Here is a 25,508-nt window from a genome sequence, read left to right on the forward strand (position 1 = left end):
CCGGTCAAGATAAAATACGCTTCACGCAATCGCACGCTCGCACGCTCGATCTCATGGGCTCGTCGGTTGGCGCACCTACCGCAAGCTTCGACTGACCGCGGACTAGTCACACTGGTGACCTGGGCTCGACTATAGCAGAGTCTTCAGCGTGCGTGCTGCACCGGCGACACTGGGAATACTTTCCCCGTTGGGGGATTGCCTTTATGTAAAATAAAAACTTATTCCAAAGCAACTATTCGCCATCAGATATCTTGTAACGTCACTGACGTGAAATAGCTGAACGCTCGTCTTGGGTGGATAATGACCTAGCGTGAACCGCGAAATACAAGGTGTTAGAACTCAACCGTGAAATTTCATGGGGGCGCGGTCTTGGAGGGTGGACCAGATAGCGAAAGGCGCTCGTGGCCAGGGATAATACGGGTTGTCGAGACTCGCATTCATCCGCTGGAAGGAGCACCTTTCAGATGTCCCACCCTACCTTGTTCTCCTACCCACGTCCGCGCGTGGACATCGCTGAGGCCCCGGCGGTCTCGCATGTCGGCGCGGTGCTGTTGACCGACACGATCCACCCCACCGGCCTGGCCGCTTCACTGCGCGAAGCGTTGGAGCCGTGGACGAAGCCACTGGCCGAGCATCACGCCTCGAAGGTCCAGCTGGACCTCGCGATGACTCTCGCAGTCGGCGGGGAAGTCGCCCGTGACACCAACCTGCTGCGGTGCGAGCCGGGCGTGTTCGGCGACGTCGCCTCACCTCCGACGATCTCCCGCATGCTCACCACACCCGCCGAGGACACACCCGCCGTGATCGAGGCGATCTCGACAGCCCGCCGGACCGCGCGTGAGCGGACCTGGACTCTCGCCGGCGACCACTCCCCAGCCGCGAAGGCCAGTGCGAAGAACCCGCTAGTCATCGACCTCGACGCCACCTTGATCACCGCCCACAGAGAAGTAGCAGGCCGCACCGACGTTCAAACGCGGCTTCGGCTACCACCCGCTGTGCGCGTTCCTGGACCACGGCCAGACCGGGACCGGCGAGCCGCCGGCGATCCACCTCCGCCCCGGCAACGCGGGATCGAACACCGCGACCGATCACATCACCGTCACCCGTCAGGCCCTGGCCCAGCTCCCACCGGCGCTGCTGGGCCGGAGCGGGCGGGGCTCGAAGAAGATCCTGATCCGCACCGACGGGGCCGGCGGCACCAAGGACTTCATGGGCTGGCTTCAGCGGCGGCGTCTGGCCTATTCGGTCTGATTCACCCGGTGGTGTCAAAGCGTGGAAGCAACATGGGGTTCGCCGGCCAGTAGTCGTGCGAAGGATTCTGTCGGTGTCAGGAAGCCCAGCCGCCGGCGGGGCCGGTTGTTGATCTCCTCCGCGATGGTGGTGAGGTAGGGCTGGTGGTCGGGGATCGCCGTGCCCTTGGGGAGGTACTCGCGGTAGAGCCGGTTCGTGTTCTCGTTCGAGGGCCGCTGCCACGGCGAGTGAGGGTCGGCGAAGTAGACCGGCATGTCCGTGGCCAGGGAGACCTTCGCGTGGTGCGCCATCTCGCTGCCCTGGTCCCATGCCAGTGAGGCCTGCATCATCCGTGGCAGCTCGGTGAAGTACTCGATCACCGCATCCGCGGTGCCCTCGGCGTGTTTCGAGGGCAGGGCGAGCAGACCGGTGAACCCGCTCATCCGCTCCACCAGCGTCGCCGCGCACGAGGACCCGTTCTTCCCGATGATCAGGTCGCCCTCCCAGTGCCCGGGCACCCGCCGCTTCGCGGCGTCCTCGCCCCGCTCCGCGATCGGGACCATGCCCACGATCGGGCCACCCCTGGAGCGGCCAGTGGTGCGTGTCCGGCGCTTGGTCCGCTTGGACTGCAAGAAGATCCCACGCTTGGCGAGTTCCCCGCGGGGAATCGCGTAGATGTACTGGTAGATCGCTTCTCCGCTGACGGTGCGGCCCTGAGCGTCGGGAGAGTTCGCCATGCGTTCAACGGTCGGGTCTGCGGCCTCCAGACGCAAGCGACCCGCGATCTCGTTCGGCGTCCACGACGCTGCGAGATCGGCGTTGACACGCGCCTCGAGCACCGGGTCCTTCGCCACTTTCCGGACCTGTGGGCGCGAGCGCTGGCGCTGCGCCTTCACGTCCGCGGTCACCGCTTGATAGCCGCGCGTCTTCGTTGAGTTCCGGCGCAGCTCTCTGGAGACCACCGAAGGGCATCTACTCAGGTGAGAAGCGATCTTCCGGACTCCCCACCCGGCCTTCGATCCCGTCGAGATCTCCATCCGCTCCGTGAACGTGAGTCGCCGCCGCACCATCCCAGGTCTCCTCGCCTCGGGCTCCCACCGACCGGGAGTGTTGCTACGACGCTATGACACCACCCCCTCCCCACACATGTTCCCGAGCTGCTGAAACGCATCGATGAGTCGAAGACGTGGATTCCCGCCTACGACAGCGGGGACGACAGGAGCCGTGAGGGGGCGTTCGTGGCGGAACTGACCGGGCTGCTGGACCTTTCCGGCTGGCCCGAGAGGATGCGAGTGATCGTGCGCAAGGAACGTCCCCATCCCGGAGCGCGGCTGCGGATCACCGACCACGAGGGCATCCGCATCACCGCGTTCGCGACCAACACCGCACGCGACCAGCTCCCGACCCTGGAGCTGCGTCACCGCCGCCGAGTACGCTGCGAGGATCGGCTCCGTAACGCCAGGACATGGGACTGCTGAAGTTCCCGCTGCAGTCTTTCGCGCAGAACCAGATCTGGTGCCAGATCATCCAGCTCGCCTCCGAGCTGGTCGCCTGGATGCAGACCATCGCCTTCACCAGTGACGACGCTAGGAAGTGAGAGCCCAAACGGCTCCGCGCGCGGTTGTTCGAGATCCCCGCGACCCTCGTGCGCCGCTGCCGGCACAAGGTTCTCCACATCGCCCGGCACCCTCCCGACGCCGTGAGAGTCCTGACCGGCGTCAACCGGCTCCGCACCGCCGTCGCGCAGACCTGAGTGGCGAGCCCCCGTCCCTACGACCCCCAGCACCTTCTCGGGAGTTGAACCCGACCGCCCGCAACAGACACTGCGACAATCTGTCGCTCCCGCATGCCAGAATCAGCAGCTGAACACCGGCAAAGACGTTGACCGCCCCCGCTCACCAGCCCAATGAAACATCGAGACTAGCCACGGAATGCCAGGACGGAGCAACCGGGCTGACCGCGGTGCGCGCGGGCGGACAGCAGCCGGCACAATGCCACCCCGCCGCCAGCGCTGAGGCGGCTCTCTGTCCAGGCTGTAGCGACCCCGCCTCGCTCGGTACGATCTTCAACGTGCCCAACCTTGAGAAGCTTGCATGACGGCCTACCAGACCGTACGCGTCGTTGCCGCGATCCTCGAGCGCGCCGGCACGGTTTTCGTTGCACGGCGAGATAAGGATCGTAGCTCCGGCGGCCTATGGGAATTCCCGGGCGGAAAGGTTGAGCCAGGGGAAGCTCCCAAGGAAGCCTTACATCAAGAACTCAGGGAAGAGCTAGCCGTCGAAGCCAGCATCGGAGATTTCGTTGATCGAAACTGGACGTCCGTCAACGGGGAACCGCTCAAGATGACCTGCTACGCAGCCACTCTTGCTGGGTCCGGCCCCGAGCGCAGCACAGATCACGATGCGATGAGGTGGGTCCGACTTGATCAGCTGTTATCCCTCAACTGGGCGCCGGCAGATATACCCATCATTGAGCGACTCCCGCAATCTCTTCGAGCTACCGGTGTGACGCCCGCCTACACTGCGGGACTCGCCATGGGCGACCTAGACGCACCCCAGGCGGACCACGCTAGCCGGGCGAATCAGTAGGATGCAAGAAATCGGCCCGAAGCCTCCGAGAAACTGAGTCATTCTCGAAACGACGATATTGACGTTCTAACAGCGATTGGTCGGGGCGCTCTTTCCTCACCGAAGGAAGCACGCTGAGCTTGTTTCCGTGGAGTCCCTTCAAGCCGAACTCTAGCATCGGCCCATCGACCTCATTCAGCACATCCTCTCGCACTCCGATTTTATAACCGGGCGAAATGCCAATGATTCCTACGTCGTACGCAGCGTGATGGATTTTGCACAGCGCTAGCCCATTACGTACCGCCGCCACCCCGGCCGGGTCAGCATCAGGAACGATATGTGCGGCGTCCAGTAGAGCGGAGTGTCGCAACATACAAATTGAGCATCGAGTGCCGTACGCCTGCATCACGAGCCCCCGAAAAACAGGTTGATGTAGGCGCCGACGAGTCTCCTGCAGTACATATCGCTTGGTCACCTCGTCGACGTCCCGGCCCGTCGACTCAATATTCTGAAGCCCATCGGTGGCTACGACAAACTGCTGATGCTCCCGCTCTTCTGCGACAATGTAGACCGGATATATCGGCTTGTATATCCCCTGCGCGACACCCCAGAACCAAATCAGAGGCCGCTTCTGCTCCATCGCTGCACGCAATCCCCGGTTCGTGTATTTTTCGGGATTGTCGCCATCCCACTTGTACCGCATGAGACCGTCGCTTCCCAAGCGATCATCGTAAGGACGTTCCTGACCCGGCGCTCGGTAAGTGGTTGTTATGGAGAACGCACTGGACATCCCTGCCGGTTTTCGAATACCGAGCTGGCGATCTCTCAGCGGAAATTTATCGCCGCGAAAACGGAAGTCATCGAGGTCCTCGTACGAGATTGCATCGAGTCCATCATTCGTCCATGCGGCGAGCCATTCCATCGCTTCCGCGCGAAGCGCCACCTCGTCAACATCGGACCACATGACCCGATAGTCGCACATCGCGGCCGCTGGTGAGCAAGAAACTGGCTACCGACCCATCGGCAACCGCACCACCCCGAACCCCACCATCCCCGCCACCGGCAGCAACACCCACCACCAGGTCACGCCGCTCTCCCCCACCACACCCACCGAGGCCATCACGGCGAGCCCCGCGATGACGGTGACCGCGGCGAAGATCGGCTTCCACATCGCCGGCGGCGGCCTGTCGTCGGCCCGCGGGTCCTCGAACCGTCCCATCACCAGCACCACCACCCCGGTCAGCGCCAGCAGCACCAGCGCCCACAGCGGCCTGGTCGCCCACCACACCCCGGTGAGCGGCTCCGGCAGCAGCGCCCGGGCGTCGAGGGCGAGCAGCAGGTGCGCGAGCCCCACCATCACGGTGAGGTGCCACAGGAACCAGGTCATGATCCGCTGGTTCACCAGCACGGTCACGAACCACAGCCGAGCCCTGGCCAGCAGCGCGGTGAGCGGCTTCTCGAGGGAGAGCACCAGGCCGGCCTGCATCATGCCCAGGAACGCCATGGTGATGCGGGTGGGGCTGGAGTTGGAGATGTCATCCGCGGCGGAGGTGATCATCGAGACCGGGTACGGGCCCGCGCTCACGAGCAGCAGCAGTCCGGCCAGGCCGGTCCCGGCGAGCAGCAGGCGCCTGCCGGCGCCGGCGAGGCGGCCGTCCAGCCAGGCGAAGCCGAACTGGTGGAACGCGGCCCAGACCAGCAGATAGTTCGGGTAGCCGAGCAGCGGCTGATCCGCCACGAGGCTCACTGCGTCCACGATCCCGGCGAGCGCGAGCGCGCCGATGATCGACCACCATCCGAATCTCTCCCACAGCAGCAGGCAGGGCGGGGCCACCAGGATCACCATCAGGTAGGCGGCGAGGAACCAGGTGGGGATCAGCGCCATCTGGGAGGCGAGCTGCACGGTGGCGTGCGGTGCCCCGGCGGCGACGGCCACCACCCCGATCACCAGCCAGGCCAGCAGCAGCGGTATCAGCGGGATCCCTAGGCGTCGCAGCCTGGCGCGCAGCCACTGGGCGTAGCCGACGTCCTTGCGGCGGGCGGAGCGCCAGGAGAGGGCGTTGGAGTAGCCGCCCACCAGGAAGAAGATCGGCATCACCTGGAACACCCAGGTCAGCGGGTGGGTCCAGACGGCGCCGTCGAGCACGCCGTGGGGCTGGATGCCGCCGTCGGCGTCGACCCCGATGATCGTCCAGTGCCCGAGCACCACCACGGTGATCGCGGCGGCGCGCAGGAAGTCGACCACGCGGTTCCGGCTGGCCGGCGTGGCGGCATCGACCTTCTCGGCGCGGCTCAGGCGGGTGCTCGTCATCGGCCTGCCCCCTCGTCGGCGCCCCGACCCGTCCCGGTCGGGACGGGGCCGCTGGCTGTGACCGCAATCTACCGTAGCGGCGCGAGCGGCACGCGCCCCTGGCTCCGCTGTGCCGTCTGGGCAAGAGCGCTTCCGCGCCGGGGTGGGATCTGCCAGGCTCGCCGCATGTCAGCACCTCATCATGCAGAGCACGCCCACGCCGGCCCCTCGGAGGACCTCTCCCCCACCGAGTACTGGGAACAGCGCTACTCCGGCCGGGAGCCGATCTGGTCCGGGAAAGTCAACGAGACCATGGCGTCCGTGGTCCGCGACCTCACCCCGGGCACAGCACTCGATCTCGGCTGCGGGGAGGGCGGGGACGTGCTGTGGCTGGCCGAGCAGGGCTGGCAGGCACGCGGCCTGGACATCTCCGTCACCGCCGTCGGCCGCGCCCGCACCGCCGCCACCGCTCGCGGGCTCGAGACCGCCACCTTCACCGCCACGGACCTCAGCACCTGGGAGCCGGAGCCGCACAGCCTCGACCTGGTCACCGCCTCGTTCTTCCAGTCCACCGTGGCGCTGGACCGCACCGCGATCCTGCGCCGGGCCGCCGCTGCGCTGCGCCCGGGCGGGCACCTGGTGGTCACCTCCCATGCGGCGCCGCCCTCCTGGGCCTCTGACCATCCGGCGAGGATGGTCAGCATCGACGAGGAGGTCCAGCAGCTCGCCCAGCCCGCCGAGGACTGGGACGTGGTGACCGCCGAGGAGCGGCCACGCCCCGCTCTGGACCCCGAGGGGCATGCGGGCGAGCACCTGGACGCGTTGCTGGTGCTGCGCCGGCGCTGACCTGCGCGCCGCAGCCCTACGGTGTCAGCGGATCATGCGCTCAGCACCAGGCGACCGATGACCCGGACCCCGAACGTGAGACCGTCCAGCGGCACCCGCTCGTCGACCCCGTGGAAGAGCCGCACGTACTCGAGGTCGTGAGGCAGCTTCAGCGCCTTGAAGCCATAGCACCGGATCCCCAGGGTGGCGAAGGCCTTCGCGTCGGTGCCGCCGGGATTGCAGTAGCTCGCGGTGGAGCTGTCCGGATCCTCCGCCAGGATCGCCGCCTGCATGGCGTCCACGAAGGGTCCCTCGAAGGGGGTCTCCATGGCCACGTCATGGTGCACGAACTCCCGGGTCACCCCGTCCGGCAGCAGAGCATCGATCTCTGCGAGGAACGCCTGCTCCTGCCCGGGGAGGAACCGTCCGTCGATCGCCGCGACCGCGCGGCCGGGGATCACGTTGATCTGATAGCCGGCCTCGGTCATCGTGGGGTTCGCGGAGTTGCGCACGATCACGTCCAGCAGCTCATGCCCCTGCGGGCCCAGCCGGTCCAAGGAGCCGGCCACGTCCGCGGGATCGAACTCGATGCCGCGCAGACGCGCATACTCGGTGGCCAGGCCGCGCACCGAGTCCACCAGGTGGTAGGCGAACGTATGGTGCCCGATCGCGCTGATCGCATCGGCGATCCGGGTCACGGCGTTCTCGGAGTTCGGTGACGAGCCGTGACCGGAGCGGCCGGTCGCTGTGAGTCGCAGCCAGGCCTGCCCGCGCTGGGCGTTCTCGATCGGGTAGAGGCGTCGGGTCTTGTCGATCGGGAAGGAGAATCCTCCGCCTTCGCCGATCGCTTCGGTGACGCCGTCGAGGATGTCCGGGCGATGCTCCACCAGGTGCTTCGACCCGTGGACGCCGCCTGCCTCCTCGTCGGCGACGAAGAGGAAGACCAGATCGCGCGGCGGCACGATGCCGGTGCGGCCCAGGTGGCGGGCGACCGCAAGGAACACCGCGACGGTGTCCTTCATGTCGATGGCGCCGCGGCCCCACAGGAAGCCGTCCTCGATGACTCCCTCGAAAGGAGGGTGCGTCCATTCGGAGGGCTCGGCGGGCACCACATCGAGATGTGCGTGCAGCAGCAGCCCACCGCGCGCCCTGTCCTCACCGGCCACCCGGCAGACCACGCTCGCTCGGCCGGGCTCGGACTCGATGAGCTCGGCGCTCAGTCCGGCCTCCGCGAGCTGCTCGCGCACCCACTGCGCCGCCTCGAGCTCGTTGCTGGTCGGATTCGAGGTGTCGAAGCGGATCAGGGTGCGACAGAGGTCGACGACCTCGTCCTGGGCCGTGGTGAGGCCGGGAGAGATCTCCTCGGGCCGTCCGTCCAGCGTGCTGCGTGCGTCAGTCATCCTGCATCTCCTGGTTCCCGACGGTCGAGGGCACGCCGTGCGTGCGCTCCGTCGCTGTGGTGTCCTCGGGGCGAAGGCTCACGTCGCCGGCGCTGCGGATCAGCCCCGCCTTGGAGGCGATCAGGTAGAGGACCATCGCGATCAGCAGGGAGTTGATCACGGGGATCCCGATCGAGAACTGCTGTGTGAGCCAGCCGATCCCGGAGGCGAGCAGCCACACCGCGAGCGTGCCCGGCACCCATCCCGCGACCGTGGGCGGGAGGATCTCCTGCTCGCGCGTGCGATCAAGGGCCCTGGTCTGGCGGCGGACGAGATAGTACTCGGCCACGATGATGCCGCCGATCGGGGGGATCGCGACGCCGAGCAGGCTCAGGAAGTCCTTGAAATGGTCGAGGAACCCGATCGCGGAGAGCAGGGTGCCCAGCAGCCCGAAGGCCACGGTCACGACCCCGCGGTGGATCCGCTTGCCGAAGACCGTCTCGACGAAGCTGACGATCCCGAGGGAGCCGGAGTAGAGGTTGTTGTCGTTGATCTTCATCGTGGCCAGCACCACGATGACCAGGCCCACGGCACCGCTGGTGCCCAGCACGATGCTGGTGACGTCGGCAGTGCCCACCAGGTGCCCGAGCAGCACGCCGGTCAGTCCCACGAGGTACTCGGAGATCACGAGCGAGGTGCCGGACTGCACGGCGACGTGCCAGCCCTTGTTGTTGTAGCGGGTCATGTCCGGGGCGATGATCGCGCCGGTCATGAAGCCTCCGGCGATGATCGTCGCGGCGGAGGCGATGGTCAGCTCGTTCTCGGGCGGCGGCAGGGCGATGAGCTCGGAGAGCGAGTGCTGGGACAGGGTCGTGATGATCGTGTAGCCGATCAGGCCGAAGAAGAGCGGCACGGCGATGCGGGAGATCCACAGCATCCCCTTGAAGCCGTACATCACCAGCAGCGTCAGCGCGACGCCGGAGACGATGCACCAGAGCCAGACCGGTCCTCCGACCAGCGCGGTCATCGAGGTGCCGAAGATGCCGTTCTGCACCCCGAACCAGCCGATGAGACTGGTGGCGATGACCAGCGACACCAGAGCGCTGCCGTTCCGGCCGAAGCCGGTGAACCGGGTGAGCATGACCATCGAGAGGCCCTCGCGCTGCCCCGCGAAGCCGACGAAGAAGATCACGATCTCCAGCAGCACCGCACCGAGGGTGAAGGCGGCCGCGGCCTGCCAGAACCCCAGGCTCAGGCCGATCGTGGCGCCCAGCACGAATTGGCTGAGCGATCCCGAGTTCCCCACCCACTGCAGCAGCACGGACACGAAGCCGTAGCGCTCGGAGCGGGGGACGCGAGCCAGCGCGTAGTCGTCAGATCCCTTTGCGGCCATCGTCAGTGCACCTCCATGGTGTCGAGCTCGCGCGCGGTCCGTGCGCCGTCCAGGGTCTGCAGATGTGCGAGAGAGCCGTAGAGATCGCGCACCCGTGCGAACTCCTCGGCATCGTGGAGGACCGCGGTCCCCGCGCCGAACTCCTTGGCGACCTCGACGGCGAACCGTGCCGCCAGGGCGATGTCCACCTCATGGCTGGCGCCGGAGGCGCTGCCGGGCACCACGGCGGCGGAGGTGATCGCCACGCCCACGACGGGGGCGTCCGTCGCCGTGACCGGCTGCAGGATCGAGTTGATGTGCCGCAGCCCGTTCCCGTAGGGGGTGATGTCCTGGGTGGTCAGCGGGAACGTCACGGCCGGCCCACCGGTCACGATCTCCTGGATCCGCAGCAGATCATCGGGCAGCGGGAGGATGTATCCCTGCCTCACCGGCGGGGACAGCGCGATGCCCCGATGGTTGATCAGGCGGTTCCCCTTGGTGGTGTCGATCGAGAGGACGGCGTCCATCTCGGGGCGCACCTCGTGGCGGTTCATCGTCGCGATGTCGACGGGGGAATCCATGAAGGGGACCGGGTCGTGCGGGAGCGTCGGTGCGTCCGGGCAGATGTGCGTCGAGATGATGACGTCCCCCTCGAGGCGGTCCCCTCGCCTCCACATGCGCAGCAGGGAGACCGCGGCGGACAGTGCCGCTGCGGCGCCGTCCCCGTCGGAGACGAAGCCGACCACCTCGGGCCGGGCGCCGATCCCGCCGAGACGGCCGATGATGCCGAGCGTCGGCGCCTGGCCGCCTGCGATCCGGCCCCGGAGCCCGGGGACGGTCACGGTGAGGAAGTCCGTGCTGCCCCTCTCACCACCGACCCGTTTCGTCTCCAGGACAGGCCGGACGGACCCGGCCGGCGGGGTTGCGGCCTCGGGGGCGTCGAGGACCCGTTCGAGCATCGCGAGCGTGCGGGGGCCGTCGACCGTCGGTGAATCGAGGAGGTCCAGGACCTCGAGGACATGGCGAAGCATGCAGGGACTCCGATGCTGGCGTAGAAGGAGGGGTCGCGCGGCCCGCAGAGGGCACACGGTGTCGCCCCGGTGACACGGGACGTGATGACGTCTGATCGTCCTCCTGCGGCGTCGTGGCGCAAGGGATCGAACTGGGCGGGAACCTCCGGTGGATCGCACCGCCGGGCTCCGCTGGCGTGGCGTCAGTCTTCGACCACGTAGCATCACGCGCAAGATCTTCCCGCTATATGCAATGCCACGGGATCGCGGCGGGAGATGGAGCATCGCGACGCAGCGTGCCGCCCGCCCAGGTGAGGAGACCTGACGTGCCCGACGAACCGGAGACGCCCGAGGACGACGGCTCCTCCACTCCCAGCGGAATGCTGCAGACCGTCGACCGCGCCCTGCAGATCCTGCTCGCCACCGATCGTGAGCACGACGGCTGGAGCGTCACGGAGGTCTCCGCGGAGTTCGGCTTCTCGACCTCGGTCGCGCATCGGCTCCTGGCGACCCTCACCCATCGGGACTTCCTCATCGCCGACCCGTCGACGCGCCGCTACCGGATCGGCCCCGCTGCCATGACGGTGGGTCGGATCTGGGCCGGGTCGCAGTCCCTGCGGCTGCTCGTGCAGCCCGTCCTCGCACAGCTGGCGGAGGAGACCGGATTGGCCGCCATCTTCGCGATCCCCGACGCCTTCCACATGCGTGCGATCGCCGCTGCGACCGGCACGGAGGGCCCGCTGCGGACGTACCCCCTGGTGGGGGAGCTGTTTCCCGCGCACGCCGGTGCCACCAGCAAGGCGTACTACGCCCATCTGCCCGATCTCGAGCGTCGGCGCACCTTCGCCGACCGCCCGATGGCGCGCTTCACCCCCTCGACCACCATCGACCCGGCTGTTCTGGAACAGCAGTTCGAGAGGATCCGTCGCCAGGGCTACGCCACGAGTTCCGGGGAGTACGACGTTGACGTATCGACGGTGGCCATGGTCGTGCGACTGCGCAACGAGCCCTTCGGCAGTCTCAGCCTCGGCCGGCACGGCGAGTTCATGACGGATGTCCCGGCGCTGGTGCGCAGGCTTGAAGAAGCGCGCCGGGACATCGAGCTGACGCTGGTCGGGCGTTCTCGGTGAGCGTGCCGGGCCCGCTCCCCTCCTAGTTCGTTCAGCCCCGCGCGGCGAGCACCTGCTGGTACCACTCGAACGCGGCCTGCGGGTCATCCACGGTGGTGCCGTCCACGCCGATCGCCACGGCGCGGGCCATCTGCTCCGCGGTGCGCAGCGGCCAACCGTGCACGCGCCGGCCGGCGGCGTGCTGGGCTGCAACGGCGTCGGCGGTGAGGCCCTCCCAGCCGCTGAGCAGCGTCGAGGCGCCGGTGCGCTCGAGCAGCGCGTCCAGGCCCTCGGGGTGCTTCTCCGTCACCGGCAGGCGGTGCACGATCATGCCGCGCGGGATCTGCGGCAGCAGCTCGCGCGCTTGGACGAGCGCCTCGGCGCGGAAGCTGGTCAGGCGCATGCGCTGGACCACCTCGGGGCGGGTCTTGAGGAATGCGGCCAGCAGCGGCACCACCGCCGGGTCCTTGATCTCCACCTCCAGGCCCGCCGTGGTGGCCGCGCAGACCTCCTCGAAGGTGTGCAGGCGATGCCCGTCCCGCAGCGGCACCCGCTGGAGCTCCTCCAGGGTCATGGCGGCGACGGCGCCGAGGCCGCGCCCGTCCTCGTGGGCCGCGAGGCGGTCCAGCGTCGCGTCGTGGATCACCACCATGCGGCCGTCGGCGCTGGGGCGGAGGTCCAGCTCGAGCTCCCGGCATCCCAGCTGCTCTGCCAGCTGGAACGCGGCGATCGTGTTCTCCAGCGCGTGGGTCATCGCGCCGCGGTGCGCCACGATCATGAGCTCGCCCCGCGCGGTGGCCGGTCCGGTGTCGGTGCTCCTCATGGGAGCCATCCTCTCAGCCCCGGCCCTGCGCGGGCCGTCTGCTCGCAGTGCGGGTGGCGAGTGCGGCCGACTGGTTGACACGGTTAGTCAACGGCGGTTCACTCACTGTGTCGATCTCACATGGTCGATCAGGAGGCAGAGATGACAACACAGCACGATGCCCAGCAGGCGGAGGCGACAGCGGCGAAGCTCGCACACCTTCGCGATGAGATGCGCGAGACCATCGGACGTGTCGATGAACCTCAGCTGAAGGCGGCCCTGGAGACGGGAGCCGAGGTGATCGGCGGTCTGCGACAGGCGTTCGTCGACTACAACGAGGGCAGCGAGGAGGCGTGGCAGGGGTAGCGGAGGTTCGTGATGGCGCGCCCGATCGCCACCCCTGATGATGCTCTGTTGGATGCCGCGGATCGGGTCCTGATGACCGAGGGGCCCTCTGGTTTCACCTTGGCCAAGGCCGCGGAGTCAGCCGGGGTGTCGGCGGCGACGTTCATCAAGCGCTTCGGCTCGAAGGAGCGCGTCTTCCTCAGGCTGAGCCAGCGCTGGGTCGCCTCGCTGGATTCCGGCCTCGAGACGGCGACTCGAGGTGTGGACCGGCCGTTGCGACGACTGCAGGTGGTGGCGCTGTACAACTACCACGGCATGGACGATCCGGTGACCGCCTCCACACAAGCAGCCGCGTTGGCGATCGATCTTCAGAACGACGAGATGCGCGGCTGGCTGCACGTCGGATGGGGGCACGTGCGCCGGCATCTGGAGCGGCACGCTGTTTCCGCAGTGGCCGCCGGAGACTTGTGCGGCGCACCACCACCGGCTCAGCTGGCCAGGCTCGTGATGACCGCGATGGAGGGCGGCTGTCTGGCGTGGTCGGTCCACCCCGAAGGATCACTGATCAGCCGGCTCACCGCGGACCTCGACGCGCTGCTGTCGGGATGGAGACGCGAAGGGAGCGTGCCTCATGACTGCTGACAGACCACTCACCGGAAAGGTGGCACTCGTGGCCGGTGCCACCCGTGGTGCCGGCCGCGCGATCGCCGTCGAGATGGCACGAGCAGGTGCCTACGTGTACGCGACCGGGCGCAGCAGCCGTGTCGCGGGGCGGTCCGAGATCGATCGTCCCGAGACGATCGAAGAGACAGGTGACCTGATCGAGGGAGCCGGTGGTCGCGGCAGGGCGCTCGTCGTCGACCACGAGGACCAGGCGGCGGTCGAAGAACTGATTCGACGGATCGAGTCCGACCAAGGGCAGCTGGATGTGCTGGTCAACGACATCTTCGGCGGTGACCGCTACGCACAGTTCGACAAGCCGCTGTGGGAGCACGACCTCTCCGGCGGCCTGCGGATGCTCCGGATGGGCATCGACACCCACCTGATCACCGCAGCCACCGCCATACCCCTCATGCTGCGCCGCGGTGGCGGGCTGGTCGTGGAGATGACCGACGGGCCTTCGGAGTTCAATGCGAACCACCGCGAAGGGGTCGGCTTCTTCTACGACCTGGTGAAAGCAGGCGTGGATCGGATCGTCACGAGCTTGACCGCCGAGCTCACGGACCACCCGGTCACCGCGGTCGGCGTCACTCCGGGCTGGTTGCGGTCAGAGAACATGCTCGACGGGTTCGGGGTCAGCGAGAGGAACTGGCGCGATGCCTGTCATCGTGTCCCGGGCTTCGCGATCTCGGAGTCGCCCACATATGTCGCTCGCGGCGTCACCGCCTTGGCCGGCGACGAGCAGGTATCAGCATTCGCCGGTCGCGTCCTCACCTCCCGCCAACTGGCCGATACCTACGATCTGGTCGATACCGATGGCTCACGGCCGGACTGCTGGGGCTACATCGGCGCCTACGGGATCGAGAACCACACCGGGCATGACATCGAACAGTTCCGGTAGACCGTCATCACACGGGACGGGGCCGGCTCGGGACGAGAGCGCCCCGCAGCGCGACGCGACCGCCGGAGGTGGACGTCAGGCTGAGCCGGTCCACGTCGCGACGCCGATGACCGAGCGGGACCGGAGCCCCGCCCGGCATCAGGAGATCTGCCTCAGAGGCTGACGAGCGCGACCACTACGAAGGTCAGCGCCAGCGAGAGGGCGACGGCCAGGTTGCTGCGCCAGGTGGGGGCCTGCTCGCCGGCATCGCCGTGCGCAGGGACCACCGGAATCTGGCCGGTCTCGGCAGCGGCCTGCAGTTCGTGGCCGACGGTGACGTCATGACGCGGATCCATACGGGGGTCCCTCCTTCTCACAGTGGTAGGAGCACATCGCACAGGCCTGATCGCGGCCTGATCAGACGCGGTGTCCTCGCGCGCCTTCGGTGCTCACGACAAGAATAGATCCGCTGGTGACCCCCTGAACAGAGCGATGACCCGGTGGTCACCGGAATCACATTCCCCACCTCCGGACAGTGCCCTGCGACGCTACGCTCGGGGGCATCGCGCGCCGTGCAGTGCTCGGTTCCGTCGGCCGTCCCGACCGGCGGCGCGGCGCCGGGAGAGGATCCGTCATGACCACCCTGACCGACCGCATGACCACCACCCTGGAGCAGTACTCGACCTGGCAGGAGCCGCTGCTGACGGACCTCCAACCGTCATCCCGAGCTGTCGATGCTCGAGGAGCGCACCCGCGGGATCATCGCTGAGCATCTGACCGAGAGCGGCTTTGACGTCCAGCACATCGGCGGCGGCGTCGTCGGCGTGCTCGAGAACGGTGAGGGCCCCGTCGTGCTGTTGCGCGTGGACATGGACGGGCTGCCCGCGAAGGAGGCCTCCGGGCTGCCTACGCCTCCGTGCACACCCAGCCCGACACCGCCGGGCAGGTCCAGCCCACGATGCACGCCTGCGGGCACGACTTCCACACGGTCGCGGGCCTGGGCGCGGCAGCCCTGCTGGCCGAACACCGTGAGGACTGGCGGGGCACCTATATCGCCCTGTTCCAGCCCGGGGAGGAGATCGCTGCCGGCGCCGCAACGATGGTCGCCGACTCCCTGGTGGACAGGATCCCCACGCCGCAGGTGCGCCTGGACCTGCACCTGCTGACCAGCCCGGCGGCGGGAAGGATCGCGGTCGCGCCCGGGCCGGTGCTGAGCTCCTCGGTCTCGATGCGGGTGCTCGTGCATGGGACCGGCTCCCACGGCTCGATGCCGCACCTGGGCGTGGACCCGGTGGTGCTGGCCTCCGCGATCGTCGGCCGGATCCAGACCCTGGTGGCCCGCCAGATCTCCCCGGCGGACTTCGGGGTCGTGACCGTGGGCGCGCTGCACGCCGGGTCCAGCGCGAACATCATCTCGGACCGGGCCGAGCTGGCCCTGAACTTCCGCGCCTACAGCAAGGAGATCCTCGATCACCTGGTCGACGGGGTCCAGCGGATGGTGCGCGCCGAGTGCGTCGCGACCCGCTCCCCGCAGGAGCCGGAGTTCGAGCTGTGGGGCCACTATCCCGTCACCGACAACGACCCACAGATCGCGGTCCGGGTGCGGGCGGCCTCGAGGAGCAGTTCGGACCGGAGCGGGTGGAGACCATGGCACCGGTGGCGACTCCACCAGGCACAGATCTTGGCGGACCTGACCTGCGAATGGTATATTCTCTGGCATGAAATCCCTTGGATTCCCCGATCCGCAGAAGGTCATCGACCGCCTCGGCGACGACTTCGTGGAGGCTCTTGTCGATGCGGTCGACGGCGCACGCGAGGATTACGCCGACCTCAAGGCGTGGCGGCCCGAGTGGGCTCCCAGCTACTCGAGCCGCTTCATCGCCAACTTTGCTCACGAGCGCATCTGGGCCCGCCTGATACGAGAGATCGACGGTGCACCAGGGATCCATATCCGTGACGAAGAGCCCGTCCGTGAGATCCTCAGCGGCACAGCATTCGTCACCAGGGTGAAGCGTCACCATCCCGGGGACCGTATTTCGGCCTATCCCACAACTGGCTCCCTCGCCCACTGGTCCAACCGCGCACTGACGCTCGAGGGGCTCGAGTCGATCAGCCTCGCGGCCGGCTACTACTGGGACGAAGAGACTCGCGACATCGGCGCTCCGGTCCTCTCCCTGCGCGAGGAGAAGGACAAGCCGGTCTGGGGCATCACCCTCCATCGAGATGCAGCCCAGCCCACGGCGATCCAATGGGCTCCAGTCGAGCCCGGTCTGCCCGAGTTCGACCTCAGCCAGATCGCGATCGAGGACGAGGAGGAGGGCCTCGCGTGAGCCCTGGCATGGGAGATGCGCTCCTGGTCCTGCGTCGAGCCGCCGGCCTCACTCAGGAACAGCTCGCCGAGCGCGTCGGGATCACGCAGGCAACGCTCTCCAGGTACGAGAACGAGCTCCGTGACGTTGACCGCGATGCCGCAGAGAGGCTCGCGCCCGCCTTGGGGGTCACCGCCGCATTCCTTCTGCATGAGTTCCAGATGGAGGGAGCGATCGCCGCAGATGCGCACATGCGACGGCAGAAGACGGCTCGCCCTGCGGACTGGAAGCACGTCGAATCCCGCCTCAACGCGCATCGGATGCACTCCTCGTTCCTGCTCGAGCGAATGCCGATGCACCCGAAGAATCACGTCATCCAGATCGATCCGGACGATACTCCGCCCGATGACGCAGCAGCCATGCTCAGGGCTGCTTGGCGAATGCCGATCGGCCCCGTCCGAAACCTGACCCGATGGATGGAGTCCGCTGGGATCATCGTGCTCGAAGAGGACTTCGGCACGGCTCGCATCGATGGCATGTCGCAATGGGCAGGAAGTCACGCAGTGATCCTGGTGAACTCGTCGCGCCCGATCGACCGCCGACGACTGACTCTGGCCCATGAGCTCGGGCACCTGGTGCTCCACGGGCAGTACGTGGGCATCGACGTCGAGGAGCAGGCCAATGCATTCGCGGCCGCCTTCCTCATGCCGGAGGCAGCGATCGGCCCCGATCTTCGGAACCTCACCCTCGGCAAGCTCCTCGATCTGAAAGCTGTCTGGGGCGTGTCGATGCAGGCCCTTCACGAGCGAGCGTTCCAGCTCGGGAAGGTCACCTCGCAGGAAAGGTCCTCCTTCTACAAGCAGATGTCCAAACGGGGATGGCGAATGCGGGAGCCGGGGTCGGACCAGCTGCCCGACGAGACTCCACATCTCGCCCGAAACATCGGAGATGGCCTGCGAGAACTCGGACTTTCTGACGCGGAGGTACAGCGACTCATCGGCGCGAGCGACGATGTTGTGACGCCGTTCGCCTCGGCACGGTCACGGCTCCGTGCCGTCCGAACGTGACGTGCACGGCTGGCGTACCGTGGCCTGAGTGATCGATCCGCAGTGGTGGCCGCTGGGCCTGGCCGCGCTGGCCGTCCTGGCCGGTGCGGTCTCCGTGCGCACCACCGGGATGGGCTTCGCGCTGCTGTCCTCGCCGTTCCTGGTGATGGCGCTGGGGCCCTTCGAGGGCATCCTGGTCACCAATGTGTGCGGGATCGTCGCCGCCCTGCTGAACCTCATCGTGATCCACCAGGACCTGGACCTCCGACGCGCCGCGAAAGTGGTGCCGGCCGGGATCGTGGGCACCATCCCCGGGGCGCTGCTGGTGCTGTGGCTGCCCGCGCCGGTGCTGGCGATCGCGATCAGCCTGCTGGTGATCACCGGGCTGCTGTTCACCATCGGGTCGCGGTCGCTGCAGGTGCCCAACTCCTTCTGGGTGGGCGCGGGCGGCGGATTCGCCTCGGGGGTGATGACGGTGACCGCCGGCGTGGGCGGGCCGGGCCTGGTGGTCTATGCGCTGGCCACCCAGTGGGAGCACCGCAGCTTCGCCGCCACCGCCCAGCTGCACTTCGCGGTGCTCGGCGTCGCAGCGCTGCTCGCGAAGGGGGCGCTGCCATCGCTGCCGGTGGCCGGCTGGGCGCTGCTGCTGGGGATGCTGGTGGTGGGGCTGATCGGCGGCACGGCACTCGCGCGCAGGGTGCACGGGCCCCGGGCGATGCGCTGGGTGATCGTGATCGCGATGGCCGGAGCGACCCTCTCGCTCATCCAGGGTCTCGTGCAGCTGTGAGCCGCTGATTGGTGCTGCTTCCCACGCACCGGACACGAGGCCCGGAGCGGAGCGCTCCTCACCGCCGGATCGTCGGCCCCCACCGCCGATCCCGCAGCTCCCGCCCGCGCGAGCCTCGTGCCGGTGCCTCTCCCCCGAGGGGAGCCCCGCACCCGCCACCTGAAAGCTACGGGCCCCCGACCAGGAGCGCGATGGGTCGAACTGACCGGGGAGAACTCCCCGGGGAGAACTCCCCATCCGCAGCCGCCCCCGGATCCACCGGCCCACCCATGGTGGTGCGGCGCACCGGGGTCTAGACTGCACAACCCCGCGGCGGTACTCGTGGAGGTCGCGCGCCGGGGCCAGGAGACACTGCTCCACGACCATCGAGGAGGCCCTGTGCGCCCGCTCGTGATCACCCAGAACATCACCGCCGACGGCGCGATCGAGATGCTCGATGACTGGTTCGACCCCGCCGACTCCCCCGCCGACCAGCGCGCGATCCTGCAGCGGGACAGCGCCGCCTGCGACGCGATCCTGCTGGGCCGGCAGACCTTCGAGGACTTCCGCGGCTACTGGCCGGCCCGGACCGACGACACCACCGGCATCACCGATGAGCTGAACCAGCTGACCAAGTACGTCGTCACCTCGACCATGACCGACCCGGCCTGGGAGCACTCCACGATCATCCCCGGCGATCCCGTCGAGGCGGTGCGCGACCTGAAGCAGGGCGAGAGCGCCGAGATCTCGCTGACCGGCTCGATCACCCTGTGCCACCCCCTGATCGCCGCCGGCCTGGTGGACGAGTACCGGCTGTGGACCTACCCCTACGTCCAGGGGCGCGGACGTCGGCTGTTCCCGGACGGCCACCGTGAACGGCTCGAGCTGCTCGAGCACCGCGCCTTCGACTCCGGCGTCACCTACACCCGCTGGGCCCCCAGGAAGGACTGACATGACCACCTCCGCCCTCCCACCCGTCACCGATCCCGAGACCTGGCGGCGCGAGCTGGACGCGCTGCGCGTGCGGGAGAAGGCCGCCACCCGCGAGCTCGACGCGATCGCCGCCCAGCGACGGCGCCTGCCGATGGTCGAGCTGCCCGAGTACACGCTGCAGGGCCCGCACGGCCCGGTGCGCCTGGTGGATCTGTTCGACGGCGCGACCCAGCTGATCACCTACAGCCACATGTGGTTCGAGGACTCCGAGTGGCAGTGCGGCGGCTGCACCGGCTTCACCTCGCAGTTCACCCGCACCGACTTCCTGCGCAGGTACGACGCCCGCTTCGTGATCGTCACCCAGGGCCCGATCGACGAGGCCCTCGCCTACCGCGAGAAGGTCGGCAACCGGATGGACTGGTACTCCACCGCGGGCAGCGAGTTCGGGGCCGACGTCGGTGCCCCTCCCGGGGGCGGCTTCGCCGTGAACGTCTTCCTGCGCGACGGGGACCGGGTCTACCGCACCTGGCACACCGACGGGCGCGGCACCGAGCAGCTCAGCCACACCTTCCCCCTCGTCGACATCCTCCCCTACGGTCGTCAGGAGGACTGGCAGGACTCCCCCACCGGCTGGCCGCAGTCCGGCACCTATGACAAGTGGCTCGGCTCCGAGGAGATCGCAGCCCTCTACGGACCAGGAGCCCGCTCATGACCACCGATTCCGCAGCACCGGTCCCCGGCAGGGACCACTACGTCATCACCCGCATCGTCGACGCCGACCGGTCCGCCGTGTTCGCGCTGCTCACCGATCCGTCGCGGCACCACGAGACCGAACCGACCGACTGGGTGCGCGGCCCGCTGGAGACGGAGCCGGCACCGCTGACCGAGGTCGACCAGATCTTCGGCATCGAGATGTTCCACGAGAACGCCGGGGGCCGCTACGACATGCACAACCGGGTGATCGTCTTCGAACCCGAGCGCACCATCGCCTGGCAGCCCGGCCAGTACGGGCCCGACGGCAGCTGGGGCGCCGGCGGCTGGACCTGGCGGTACGACCTCGCCATCGTGGGAGAGAGCACCCGCGTGACCCTCACCTACGACTGGAGCGCGGTGCCTGAGTCCCTGCGGGCGGAGTTCGGGCTGCCGCCGTTCCCGCCGGCTTTCCTCGAGGACTCGCTGGCGGCGCTGGAGAGGGCGGTGGTCGCGGGATAGCCCGGCACACGGCGGCCTCGCCCATCGGCGGCTGAGCGTCAGCTCTGCGCGCTCCCTGGCGCCTGCGGGCGCTGCGAGAGTCGGGACGCCAGCAGCGGGAACACCAGCACGGTGATCGCCCCGCCGGTGACCATCGCCGAGGCCACGGTGACCGAGATCAGTCCCGAGCTCGAGGCGATCTGGGTGACCGCCACGATGATCGGCAGCCCGGTCGCGGCGTACAGGCCCAGCGCCACCTTCTCCCGCGTGGTGTCCAGGCCCGACCTGGTGGAGGTCCACAGCTCGCGGGCGAGCACCGGGAGGCCTCGCACCACCACGATCATCCCCACGAATCCCAGCAGCAGCGGCCAGACGCCGAGCACGGCGAGAACGTCGATGCTCATCCCGCTGGTGAGGAAGAAGACCGGGATCAGCAGGCCGAACCCCACCACCTCCACCTTGTGCATGATCTCCTCGACGTGCTCCGGTGCGCCGCCGCGCAGCGCGGCGTGCAGCAGCAGACCGGCGGCGAAGGCCCCCAGGGCGACGTCGAGCTCCAGCACCGCCGTCAGCAGCATCAGCGAGATCATCACCCACACCGTGATCCGCACGATGGTCTGCATCGTCGAGTCGGAGGCGGCGGCGAAGGCCCGGCCCAGCAGCGGCACCTTGCGGAAGAGCCGGGCGGGGACGGCCACGATCACCACCGCCAGCACCGCGAACAGCACCAGCACGGCCGCCGCCTGGATCGTGGCGCGCGTGGTCAGCAGCAGGGACATCGCGACCACGGGCAGCAGCTCGCCGAAGGCGCCGTGGATCATGGTCGCCTTGCCCAGCGGGGCACCGAGCACGCCGGAGTCCTTGAGGATCGGCAGCAGGGTGCCCAGCGCCGTGGAGGTCGCGGCGATGCCCAGCACGGCGGCGACCTGCCAGTCGCCCCCGGCGATCAGCAGCCCGGCACCCACGCCGAGGCCCACACAGAGCAGCCAGGTCAGCGCGGCGCTGCGCCCCGCGCGGCTGCGCATGTCGGAGGTGTTCACCTCGAAACCCGCCAGCAGGAACAGGAACCCGAGCCCGAGCTCGCGCAGGAAGGCGACGGCCTCGGTGCTCTCGGCCAGTCCCAGCGCATGCGGACCGATCACCATGCCCAGCACCAGCAGCCACACCACGTCCGGGATGGTGCGGCGCGTCAGCAGGGCGAGGACCGGGGCGAGCACCGCCGCCGCGGCGATCCACCACATCGACTGCAGGTTCTCGATGAGGATCGTGGATTCGTGCATGGGCGAAGACTATGTGCCTCCGCGGAGTTCACGACGTGCCCCTGCGGAGTTCGGGGAGACGAAGCGGAGAGTTGGATACGGTGGGGGCATGTCCGTCTCAGAGCTCTCCACCAGCGCCCAGAACTATCTCAAGGCGATCTGGAGCCTCGGGGAATGGTCGAAGGAGCCGGTGACCACCTCCGCCATCGCCGAGCGCGTGGGGGTGCGGCTGTCGACGGTCTCCGACGCGGTGCGGAAGCTCGCCGATCAGGGTCTGCTCGAGCACACCCGCTACGGCGCGATCGGGCTCAGCACGACGGGCCGCGCATACGCGCTGTCGATGGTGAGACGCCACCGCCTGATCGAGACGTTCCTGGTGGAGACCCTCGGCTTCGGCTGGGAGGAGGTCCACGACGAGGCCGAGCATCTCGAGCACGCCGTCTCCGACCTGCTCGTGGACCGGATCGATGCGCTCCTGGGCCACCCCGCGCGCGATCCCCACGGTGATCCGATCCCCTCCGCCGACGGCGAGGTCGAGCTCCCCGACGCCCGCCTGCTGAGCGAGGTCCCGGTCGGGACCTCCGTGGTCGTCGAGCGCATCTCCGATGCCGACCCGCGGCTGCTGTCCTTCTGCGCCGAGCACGGCATCACCGTCGGCGCGGTCCTCGAGGTGCGCACCGGCCCGGCGTTCTCCGACTCCCTCGAGGTCTCCGTGCCCGGGGCCTCGGCCCGGGTGCCGCTGGGACGCTCCGCGACGGATGCGATCTGGGTGAGCACCCCCGCCTGAGGCAGCTCCCGAGCTCAGAGGCGCGGCGTCGCCGGGATCTGCGTCCCGCCCCTCGCCTCGGCCGTGCCTGCCCGGCCGGCCGCTCCGTCCGTGCCGAGCGCGCCGGTCCCGCCGGCCGCGCCCGCCGGCTCGCCGCCGCCCGTCGGCTCGCCGCCGCCCGTCGGCTCGTCAGGGCGAGCGCCCTCGCCGCCCGCGCCACGGCTGCGGCGACGCCGCGCGGTCAGCAGGCGCGGCAGGATCCCGTACCGCGGGGCGAGCAGGTAGACGAGCGTGAAGAGGGCGCCCTGGACCAGCACGATCAGCCCTCCGGAGGAGGCATCGACCCAGTAGCTGAGGAAGATCCCCGTCACCGAGGCGAGCACGGAGATCGTCGGTGCGATCAGCAGCATCCGCCCGAAGCGGTCGGTGAGCAGGTGCGCGGTGGCACCGGGGACGATCAGCATCGCCACCACCAGCACCACGCCCACGATCTGCAGCGCGACCACGGCGGTCACCGCCAGCAGGCCCAGCAGCAGCGCCCCCAGCCGGCGCGGGGAGAGACCGATGGCCTGGGCGTGGGTGGGGTCGAAGGCGTAGAGGGTGAGATCGCGCCGCTTCAGCAGCAGTGCCACGAACGCGATCCCGGCGAGGACGCCGATCTGGATCAGGTCGCTGGAGGAGACGCCCAGGACGTTGCCGAACAGGATGTGTCCGAGGTCGGTATGGCTGGGCGTGACCGATATCAGCACCAGGCCGAGGGCGAACAGGGTGGTGAAGACGATCCCGATCGCGGCGTCCTCCTTGATCCGGCTGGTGCCGCGGATGGTCCCGATGAGCGCCACGGCGAGCATCCCGAACACGATCGCCCCGACCGCGAAGGGCACCCCGACGATGTACGAGAGCACCACGCCGGGCAGCACGGCGTGCGAGACGGCGTCGCCCATCAGCGACCAGCCCACCAGCACGAGCCAGCACGACAGCAGCGCGCACACGATCGCCGCGGCGACCGTCGCGGCGAGCGCCCGCACCATGAACTCGTACTGCAGAGGTTCCAGGATCAGATCGAGCGGATTCATCGTGCCTCCTCGCGGGTCAGCGGGTCCAGGCCGAACGCGCGGCCCAGCATCTGCGGTGCGAGCGCCTCGGCGACGTCGCCGTGGAACAGGACGCGGCGCCGCAGCAGGATCGCGGAATCGGCGAGCTGGGGCAGAGCGTGCAGGTCATGGGAGGAGACCAGGACGGTGCAGTCGGCCGCGGCGAGCTCGCGCAAAAGGCCCACGATCGTGGCCTCGCTGCGCTTGTCGACGCCGGCGAAGGGTTCGTCCAGCAGCAGGATGGAGGCGCCCTGCGCCAGGCCGCGCGCGACGAACGCCCGCTTGCGCTGGCCGCCGGAGAGCTGGCCGATCTGTCGATCGGCGAGGTCGGTGAGCTCGACGCGCTCCAGCGCGGCGGCGACGGCCTCGTGATCGGTGCGGCGCGGCCGCCGGGTCAGGCCCTGATGGCCGTACCGGCCCATCATCACCACATCGCGCACGCAGACGGGGAAGGACCAGTCCACGTCCTCGCTCTGGGGCACATACCCCACCAGGCCGCGGCGGCGGGCACGGGCCGGATCGTTCCCGTCCATCAGCACGCCCCCGGCGCTGGGAGTGACCATGCCCATGATGGATTTGAACAGGGTCGACTTCCCCGAGCCGTTCATCCCGACCAGGCCGGTCACCTCGCCGGAGCGGATCCGGAGGTCCACCCCCTCCACGGCGGTGACCGCGCCGTAGCGCACCGTCAGCCCGCTGACCTCGATGCTCATGCCGCCGCCTCCTGACCGGTCAGGCCCGAGACGATGACGTCCGCATCGTGGCGGAGCAGCTCGAGGTAGGTGGGCACCGGACCGTCCGCCTCGGAGAGGGAGTCGACGTAGAGGGTCCCCCCGAAGCGGGCCCCGGTCGCCTCCACGACCTGCTGCATCGGCTTGTCCGAGACGGTGGACTCGCAGAACACCGCGGGGATCCCCTGCGCGCGCACGGTCTCGATGATGCCGGCGATCTGCTGCGGGGTGGCCTGCTGCTCGGCGTTGACCGGCCAGAGGTAGTGCTCCTCGAGCCCCACGTCCCGCGCGAGATAGGAGAACGCCCCCTCGCAGGTCACCAGGGCCCGCTCGCTCTCGGGGAGGGTCTCGATCTCCGCGCTGAGGTCCTTCTGGATCGTGCGCAGCTCGCCCTTGTACTCGGCGGCGTTGTCCTCGTACGCCGCTGCGTTCTCGGGGTCCAGCTCGCTGAAGGCGGTCACCATGTTGTCCACGTAGATCTCGACGTTCTCCGGGCTCATCCAGGCGTGCGGGTTCGGAGTCCCGGCATAGGCGTCGCCGGTGATGTCCAGCACCTCGATGCCCTCGGAGACCACCACGTGGGGGACCTCGGCGGAGTCGACGAACTGCGCGAACCACGCTTCCAGATGCAGCCCGTTGTCCAGGATCAGATCCGCCTCCGACGCCTTCGCGACGTCCCGCGGGGTCGGCTCGTAGCCGTGGATCTCCGCGCCGATCTTCGTGATCGACTCGATCTCCAGGTGTTCACCGGCGACGTTCTGGGCGATGTCCTGCAGCACCGTGAAGGTGGTCAGCACGGTGGGCACGTCGCCGTCGCCGCGCGCCGAGGGCGCGGCTCCCCCGCAGCCGGCCAGCGCCAGCAGCGCCACCAGCGCTCCCGCGACCGCCGTCCTCGTCCTGGTCGACCGGTTCCCCGCCACTCCGTCACCTGCATCTTCTCTGCG

26 protein-coding genes and 3 pseudogenes are annotated in these 25,508 nt (G+C 68.6%); 17 read left to right on the forward strand and 12 right to left on the reverse strand.

Annotated features, from left to right (window positions below; translation table 11 throughout):
- Nucleotides 1-464 precede the first annotated feature (464 nt).
- A pseudogene (locus tag CFK38_RS17860) lies at nt 465-1,248 on the forward strand (transposase); the annotation flags it as partial.
- A gap of 17 nt (nt 1,249-1,265) precedes the next feature.
- Here CFK38_RS17860 and CFK38_RS02010 read toward each other — a convergent pair.
- Complete coding sequence (locus tag CFK38_RS02010) at nt 1,266-2,300, reverse strand: IS30 family transposase (RefSeq protein WP_096801573.1); 1,035 nt, start codon at nt 2,298-2,300, stop codon at nt 1,266-1,268.
- A 117-nt stretch (nt 2,301-2,417) separates the two neighbouring features.
- Here CFK38_RS02010 and CFK38_RS02015 point away from each other — a divergent pair.
- Together CFK38_RS02015 and CFK38_RS02020 are read left to right on the forward strand one after the other, a co-directional pair.
- Nucleotides 2,418-2,983: pseudogene (locus CFK38_RS02015) on the forward strand (transposase); the annotation flags it as partial.
- A gap of 340 nt (nt 2,984-3,323) precedes the next feature.
- A complete protein-coding gene (locus CFK38_RS02020; RefSeq protein ID WP_096801574.1) occupies nt 3,324-3,818 on the forward strand; it encodes a (deoxy)nucleoside triphosphate pyrophosphohydrolase in 495 nt (164 codons plus the stop codon).
- On the opposite strand, the gene CFK38_RS02025 is transcribed toward CFK38_RS02020, so the two are convergent.
- Nucleotides 3,799-4,761, reverse strand: coding sequence for an HNH endonuclease (locus CFK38_RS02025; protein WP_096804168.1), 963 nt, complete (start codon nt 4,759-4,761; stop codon nt 3,799-3,801). The two genes, CFK38_RS02020 and CFK38_RS02025, sit on opposite strands and share 20 nt — an antisense overlap.
- Before the next feature lie 45 nt (nt 4,762-4,806).
- Entirely contained in the window at nt 4,807-6,108 is a 1,302-nt protein-coding gene (locus CFK38_RS02030; protein WP_096801575.1) for an acyltransferase family protein, read from the reverse strand.
- 165 nt (nt 6,109-6,273) lie between these two features.
- On the opposite strand from CFK38_RS02030, the gene CFK38_RS02035 reads away from it, so the two are divergent.
- Nucleotides 6,274-6,933 carry a class I SAM-dependent methyltransferase gene (locus CFK38_RS02035; RefSeq protein ID WP_096801576.1) on the forward strand — a complete coding sequence of 220 codons (660 nt, stop codon included), beginning with the start codon at nt 6,274-6,276 and terminating at the stop codon, nt 6,931-6,933.
- 32 nt (nt 6,934-6,965) lie between these two features.
- Here CFK38_RS02035 and CFK38_RS02040 read toward each other — a convergent pair whose 3' ends face one another.
- The 3 genes from CFK38_RS02040 to CFK38_RS02050 are packed head-to-tail and all read right to left on the reverse strand — an operon-like array spanning nt 6,966 to nt 10,694.
- Entirely contained in the window at nt 6,966-8,312 is a 1,347-nt protein-coding gene (locus tag CFK38_RS02040; RefSeq protein WP_096801577.1) for a M20/M25/M40 family metallo-hydrolase, read from the reverse strand.
- Complete coding sequence (locus CFK38_RS02045) at nt 8,305-9,684, reverse strand: purine-cytosine permease family protein (RefSeq protein ID WP_096801578.1); 1,380 nt, start codon at nt 9,682-9,684, stop codon at nt 8,305-8,307. Before CFK38_RS02045 ends, CFK38_RS02040 begins: the two co-directional genes overlap by 8 nt.
- Nucleotides 9,685-9,686: 2 nt before the next feature.
- On the reverse strand, nt 9,687-10,694 hold the full coding sequence (locus tag CFK38_RS02050; RefSeq protein WP_096801579.1) for a DUF1177 domain-containing protein: 1,008 nt from the start codon (nt 10,692-10,694) through the stop codon (nt 9,687-9,689).
- 305 nt (nt 10,695-10,999) lie between these two features.
- Here CFK38_RS02050 and CFK38_RS02055 point away from each other — a divergent pair, with 305 nt between their 5' ends.
- Nucleotides 11,000-11,803: an IclR family transcriptional regulator gene (locus CFK38_RS02055; RefSeq protein WP_218192333.1), complete on the forward strand. Its 804-nt coding sequence runs from the start codon at nt 11,000-11,002 to the stop codon at nt 11,801-11,803.
- Nucleotides 11,804-11,834: 31 nt separating this feature from the next.
- Here the strand turns inward: CFK38_RS02055 and CFK38_RS02060 are convergent, their stop codons facing one another.
- Nucleotides 11,835-12,605: a glycerophosphodiester phosphodiesterase gene (locus CFK38_RS02060; protein ID WP_218192334.1), complete on the reverse strand. Its 771-nt coding sequence runs from the start codon at nt 12,603-12,605 to the stop codon at nt 11,835-11,837.
- A gap of 141 nt (nt 12,606-12,746) precedes the next feature.
- Between CFK38_RS02060 and CFK38_RS02065 the strand changes: the two genes are divergently transcribed.
- From CFK38_RS02065 to CFK38_RS02075, 3 genes are read left to right on the forward strand one after another with little or no spacing between them, the layout of a single operon-like run.
- The gene (locus CFK38_RS02065) at nt 12,747-12,950 is read left to right on the forward strand and encodes a hypothetical protein (RefSeq protein WP_157773315.1); all 204 of its coding nucleotides are present in this window, start codon (nt 12,747-12,749) and stop codon (nt 12,948-12,950) included.
- A gap of 12 nt (nt 12,951-12,962) precedes the next feature.
- Nucleotides 12,963-13,571: a TetR/AcrR family transcriptional regulator gene (locus CFK38_RS02070; protein ID WP_096801582.1), complete on the forward strand. Its 609-nt coding sequence runs from the start codon at nt 12,963-12,965 to the stop codon at nt 13,569-13,571.
- Nucleotides 13,561-14,490, forward strand: coding sequence for an SDR family oxidoreductase (locus tag CFK38_RS02075; RefSeq protein ID WP_096801583.1), 930 nt, complete (start codon nt 13,561-13,563; stop codon nt 14,488-14,490). Before CFK38_RS02070 ends, CFK38_RS02075 begins: the two co-directional genes overlap by 11 nt.
- 152 nt (nt 14,491-14,642) lie before the next feature.
- Here CFK38_RS02075 and CFK38_RS02080 read toward each other — a convergent pair whose 3' ends face one another.
- On the reverse strand, nt 14,643-14,825 hold the full coding sequence (locus CFK38_RS02080) for a hypothetical protein (protein WP_096801584.1): 183 nt from the start codon (nt 14,823-14,825) through the stop codon (nt 14,643-14,645).
- Nucleotides 14,826-15,103: 278 nt separating this feature from the next.
- Here CFK38_RS02080 and CFK38_RS17725 point away from each other — a divergent pair, with 278 nt between their 5' ends.
- From CFK38_RS17725 to CFK38_RS02115, 8 genes and pseudogenes are all read left to right on the forward strand, one after another.
- On the forward strand, nt 15,104-15,238 hold the full coding sequence (locus CFK38_RS17725; RefSeq protein WP_275542285.1) for a hypothetical protein: 135 nt from the start codon (nt 15,104-15,106) through the stop codon (nt 15,236-15,238).
- 189 nt (nt 15,239-15,427) lie between these two features.
- Nucleotides 15,428-16,030, forward strand: a pseudogene (locus tag CFK38_RS17865) (amidohydrolase); the annotation flags it as partial.
- Between the two features lie 157 nt (nt 16,031-16,187).
- On the forward strand, nt 16,188-16,799 hold the full coding sequence (locus CFK38_RS17490) for a hypothetical protein (RefSeq protein ID WP_245851189.1): 612 nt from the start codon (nt 16,188-16,190) through the stop codon (nt 16,797-16,799).
- Complete coding sequence (locus CFK38_RS02095) at nt 16,796-17,845, forward strand: helix-turn-helix domain-containing protein (protein ID WP_218192335.1); 1,050 nt, start codon at nt 16,796-16,798, stop codon at nt 17,843-17,845. Before CFK38_RS17490 ends, CFK38_RS02095 begins: the two co-directional genes overlap by 4 nt.
- 28 nt (nt 17,846-17,873) lie before the next feature.
- Nucleotides 17,874-18,611, forward strand: coding sequence for a sulfite exporter TauE/SafE family protein (locus CFK38_RS02100; RefSeq protein ID WP_096801588.1), 738 nt, complete (start codon nt 17,874-17,876; stop codon nt 18,609-18,611).
- Nucleotides 18,612-18,989: 378 nt separating this feature from the next.
- Nucleotides 18,990-19,541 (forward strand): dihydrofolate reductase family protein, encoded by a 552-nt coding sequence (locus tag CFK38_RS02105; RefSeq protein ID WP_096801589.1) that lies wholly within the window; start codon nt 18,990-18,992, stop codon nt 19,539-19,541.
- 1 nt (nt 19,542) lies between these two features.
- Nucleotides 19,543-20,235 (forward strand): DUF899 domain-containing protein, encoded by a 693-nt coding sequence (locus tag CFK38_RS02110; RefSeq protein WP_096801590.1) that lies wholly within the window; start codon nt 19,543-19,545, stop codon nt 20,233-20,235.
- Entirely contained in the window at nt 20,232-20,735 is a 504-nt protein-coding gene (locus tag CFK38_RS02115; protein WP_096801591.1) for an SRPBCC family protein, read from the forward strand. The genes CFK38_RS02110 and CFK38_RS02115 overlap by 4 nt, the downstream gene beginning before the upstream one ends.
- 38 nt (nt 20,736-20,773) lie before the next feature.
- Here CFK38_RS02115 and CFK38_RS02120 read toward each other — a convergent pair whose 3' ends face one another.
- Complete coding sequence (locus CFK38_RS02120; protein ID WP_096801592.1) at nt 20,774-21,994, reverse strand: cation:proton antiporter; 1,221 nt, start codon at nt 21,992-21,994, stop codon at nt 20,774-20,776.
- A gap of 88 nt (nt 21,995-22,082) precedes the next feature.
- Here CFK38_RS02120 and CFK38_RS02125 point away from each other — a divergent pair, with 88 nt between their 5' ends.
- The gene (locus tag CFK38_RS02125; protein ID WP_096801593.1) at nt 22,083-22,760 is read left to right on the forward strand and encodes a metal-dependent transcriptional regulator; all 678 of its coding nucleotides are present in this window, start codon (nt 22,083-22,085) and stop codon (nt 22,758-22,760) included.
- A gap of 14 nt (nt 22,761-22,774) precedes the next feature.
- Here CFK38_RS02125 and CFK38_RS02130 read toward each other — a convergent pair whose 3' ends face one another.
- The 3 genes from CFK38_RS02130 to CFK38_RS02140 are packed head-to-tail and all read right to left on the reverse strand — an operon-like array spanning nt 22,775 to nt 25,484.
- Complete coding sequence (locus tag CFK38_RS02130) at nt 22,775-23,815, reverse strand: metal ABC transporter permease (protein WP_096801594.1); 1,041 nt, start codon at nt 23,813-23,815, stop codon at nt 22,775-22,777.
- Nucleotides 23,812-24,546 carry a metal ABC transporter ATP-binding protein gene (locus tag CFK38_RS02135; RefSeq protein ID WP_096801595.1) on the reverse strand — a complete coding sequence of 245 codons (735 nt, stop codon included), beginning with the start codon at nt 24,544-24,546 and terminating at the stop codon, nt 23,812-23,814. The genes CFK38_RS02130 and CFK38_RS02135 overlap by 4 nt, the downstream gene beginning before the upstream one ends.
- Complete coding sequence (locus tag CFK38_RS02140; RefSeq protein WP_096801596.1) at nt 24,543-25,484, reverse strand: metal ABC transporter substrate-binding protein; 942 nt, start codon at nt 25,482-25,484, stop codon at nt 24,543-24,545. The genes CFK38_RS02135 and CFK38_RS02140 overlap by 4 nt, the downstream gene beginning before the upstream one ends.
- Nucleotides 25,485-25,508: the final 24 nt, after the last annotated feature.

This window comes from Brachybacterium vulturis (assembly GCF_002407185.1).
Lineage (GTDB): Bacteria > Actinomycetota > Actinomycetes > Actinomycetales > Dermabacteraceae > Brachybacterium > Brachybacterium vulturis.

Bases quoted from the DNA above. Each gene is read 5' to 3' on its own strand.
- CFK38_RS02135 (WP_096801595.1), bottom strand. From the start codon at position 24,546: ATGAGCATCGAGGTCAGCGGGCTGACGGTGCGCTACGGCGCGGTCACC.
- CFK38_RS02060 (WP_218192334.1), bottom strand. From the start codon at position 12,605: ATGAGGAGCACCGACACCGGACCGGCCACCGCGCGGGGCGAGCTCATG.
- CFK38_RS02125 (WP_096801593.1), top strand. From the start codon at position 22,083: ATGTCCGTCTCAGAGCTCTCCACCAGCGCCCAGAACTATCTCAAGGCG.
- CFK38_RS02030 (WP_096801575.1), bottom strand. From the start codon at position 6,108: ATGACGAGCACCCGCCTGAGCCGCGCCGAGAAGGTCGATGCCGCCACG.
- CFK38_RS02010 (WP_096801573.1), bottom strand. From the start codon at position 2,300: ATGGTGCGGCGGCGACTCACGTTCACGGAGCGGATGGAGATCTCGACG.
- CFK38_RS02065 (WP_157773315.1), top strand. From the start codon at position 12,747: ATGACAACACAGCACGATGCCCAGCAGGCGGAGGCGACAGCGGCGAAG.
- CFK38_RS02070 (WP_096801582.1), top strand. From the start codon at position 12,963: ATGGCGCGCCCGATCGCCACCCCTGATGATGCTCTGTTGGATGCCGCG.
- CFK38_RS17725 (WP_275542285.1), top strand. From the start codon at position 15,104: ATGACCACCCTGACCGACCGCATGACCACCACCCTGGAGCAGTACTCG.
- CFK38_RS02020 (WP_096801574.1), top strand. From the start codon at position 3,324: ATGACGGCCTACCAGACCGTACGCGTCGTTGCCGCGATCCTCGAGCGC.
- CFK38_RS02025 (WP_096804168.1), bottom strand. From the start codon at position 4,761: ATGTGGTCCGATGTTGACGAGGTGGCGCTTCGCGCGGAAGCGATGGAA.
- CFK38_RS02050 (WP_096801579.1), bottom strand. From the start codon at position 10,694: ATGCTTCGCCATGTCCTCGAGGTCCTGGACCTCCTCGATTCACCGACG.
- CFK38_RS02110 (WP_096801590.1), top strand. From the start codon at position 19,543: ATGACCACCTCCGCCCTCCCACCCGTCACCGATCCCGAGACCTGGCGG.
- CFK38_RS02080 (WP_096801584.1), bottom strand. From the start codon at position 14,825: ATGGATCCGCGTCATGACGTCACCGTCGGCCACGAACTGCAGGCCGCT.
- CFK38_RS02040 (WP_096801577.1), bottom strand. From the start codon at position 8,312: ATGACTGACGCACGCAGCACGCTGGACGGACGGCCCGAGGAGATCTCT.
- CFK38_RS02115 (WP_096801591.1), top strand. From the start codon at position 20,232: ATGACCACCGATTCCGCAGCACCGGTCCCCGGCAGGGACCACTACGTC.
- CFK38_RS02075 (WP_096801583.1), top strand. From the start codon at position 13,561: ATGACTGCTGACAGACCACTCACCGGAAAGGTGGCACTCGTGGCCGGT.
- CFK38_RS02130 (WP_096801594.1), bottom strand. From the start codon at position 23,815: ATGAATCCGCTCGATCTGATCCTGGAACCTCTGCAGTACGAGTTCATG.
- CFK38_RS17490 (WP_245851189.1), top strand. From the start codon at position 16,188: ATGAAATCCCTTGGATTCCCCGATCCGCAGAAGGTCATCGACCGCCTC.
- CFK38_RS02035 (WP_096801576.1), top strand. From the start codon at position 6,274: ATGTCAGCACCTCATCATGCAGAGCACGCCCACGCCGGCCCCTCGGAG.
- CFK38_RS02120 (WP_096801592.1), bottom strand. From the start codon at position 21,994: ATGCACGAATCCACGATCCTCATCGAGAACCTGCAGTCGATGTGGTGG.
- CFK38_RS02045 (WP_096801578.1), bottom strand. From the start codon at position 9,684: ATGGCCGCAAAGGGATCTGACGACTACGCGCTGGCTCGCGTCCCCCGC.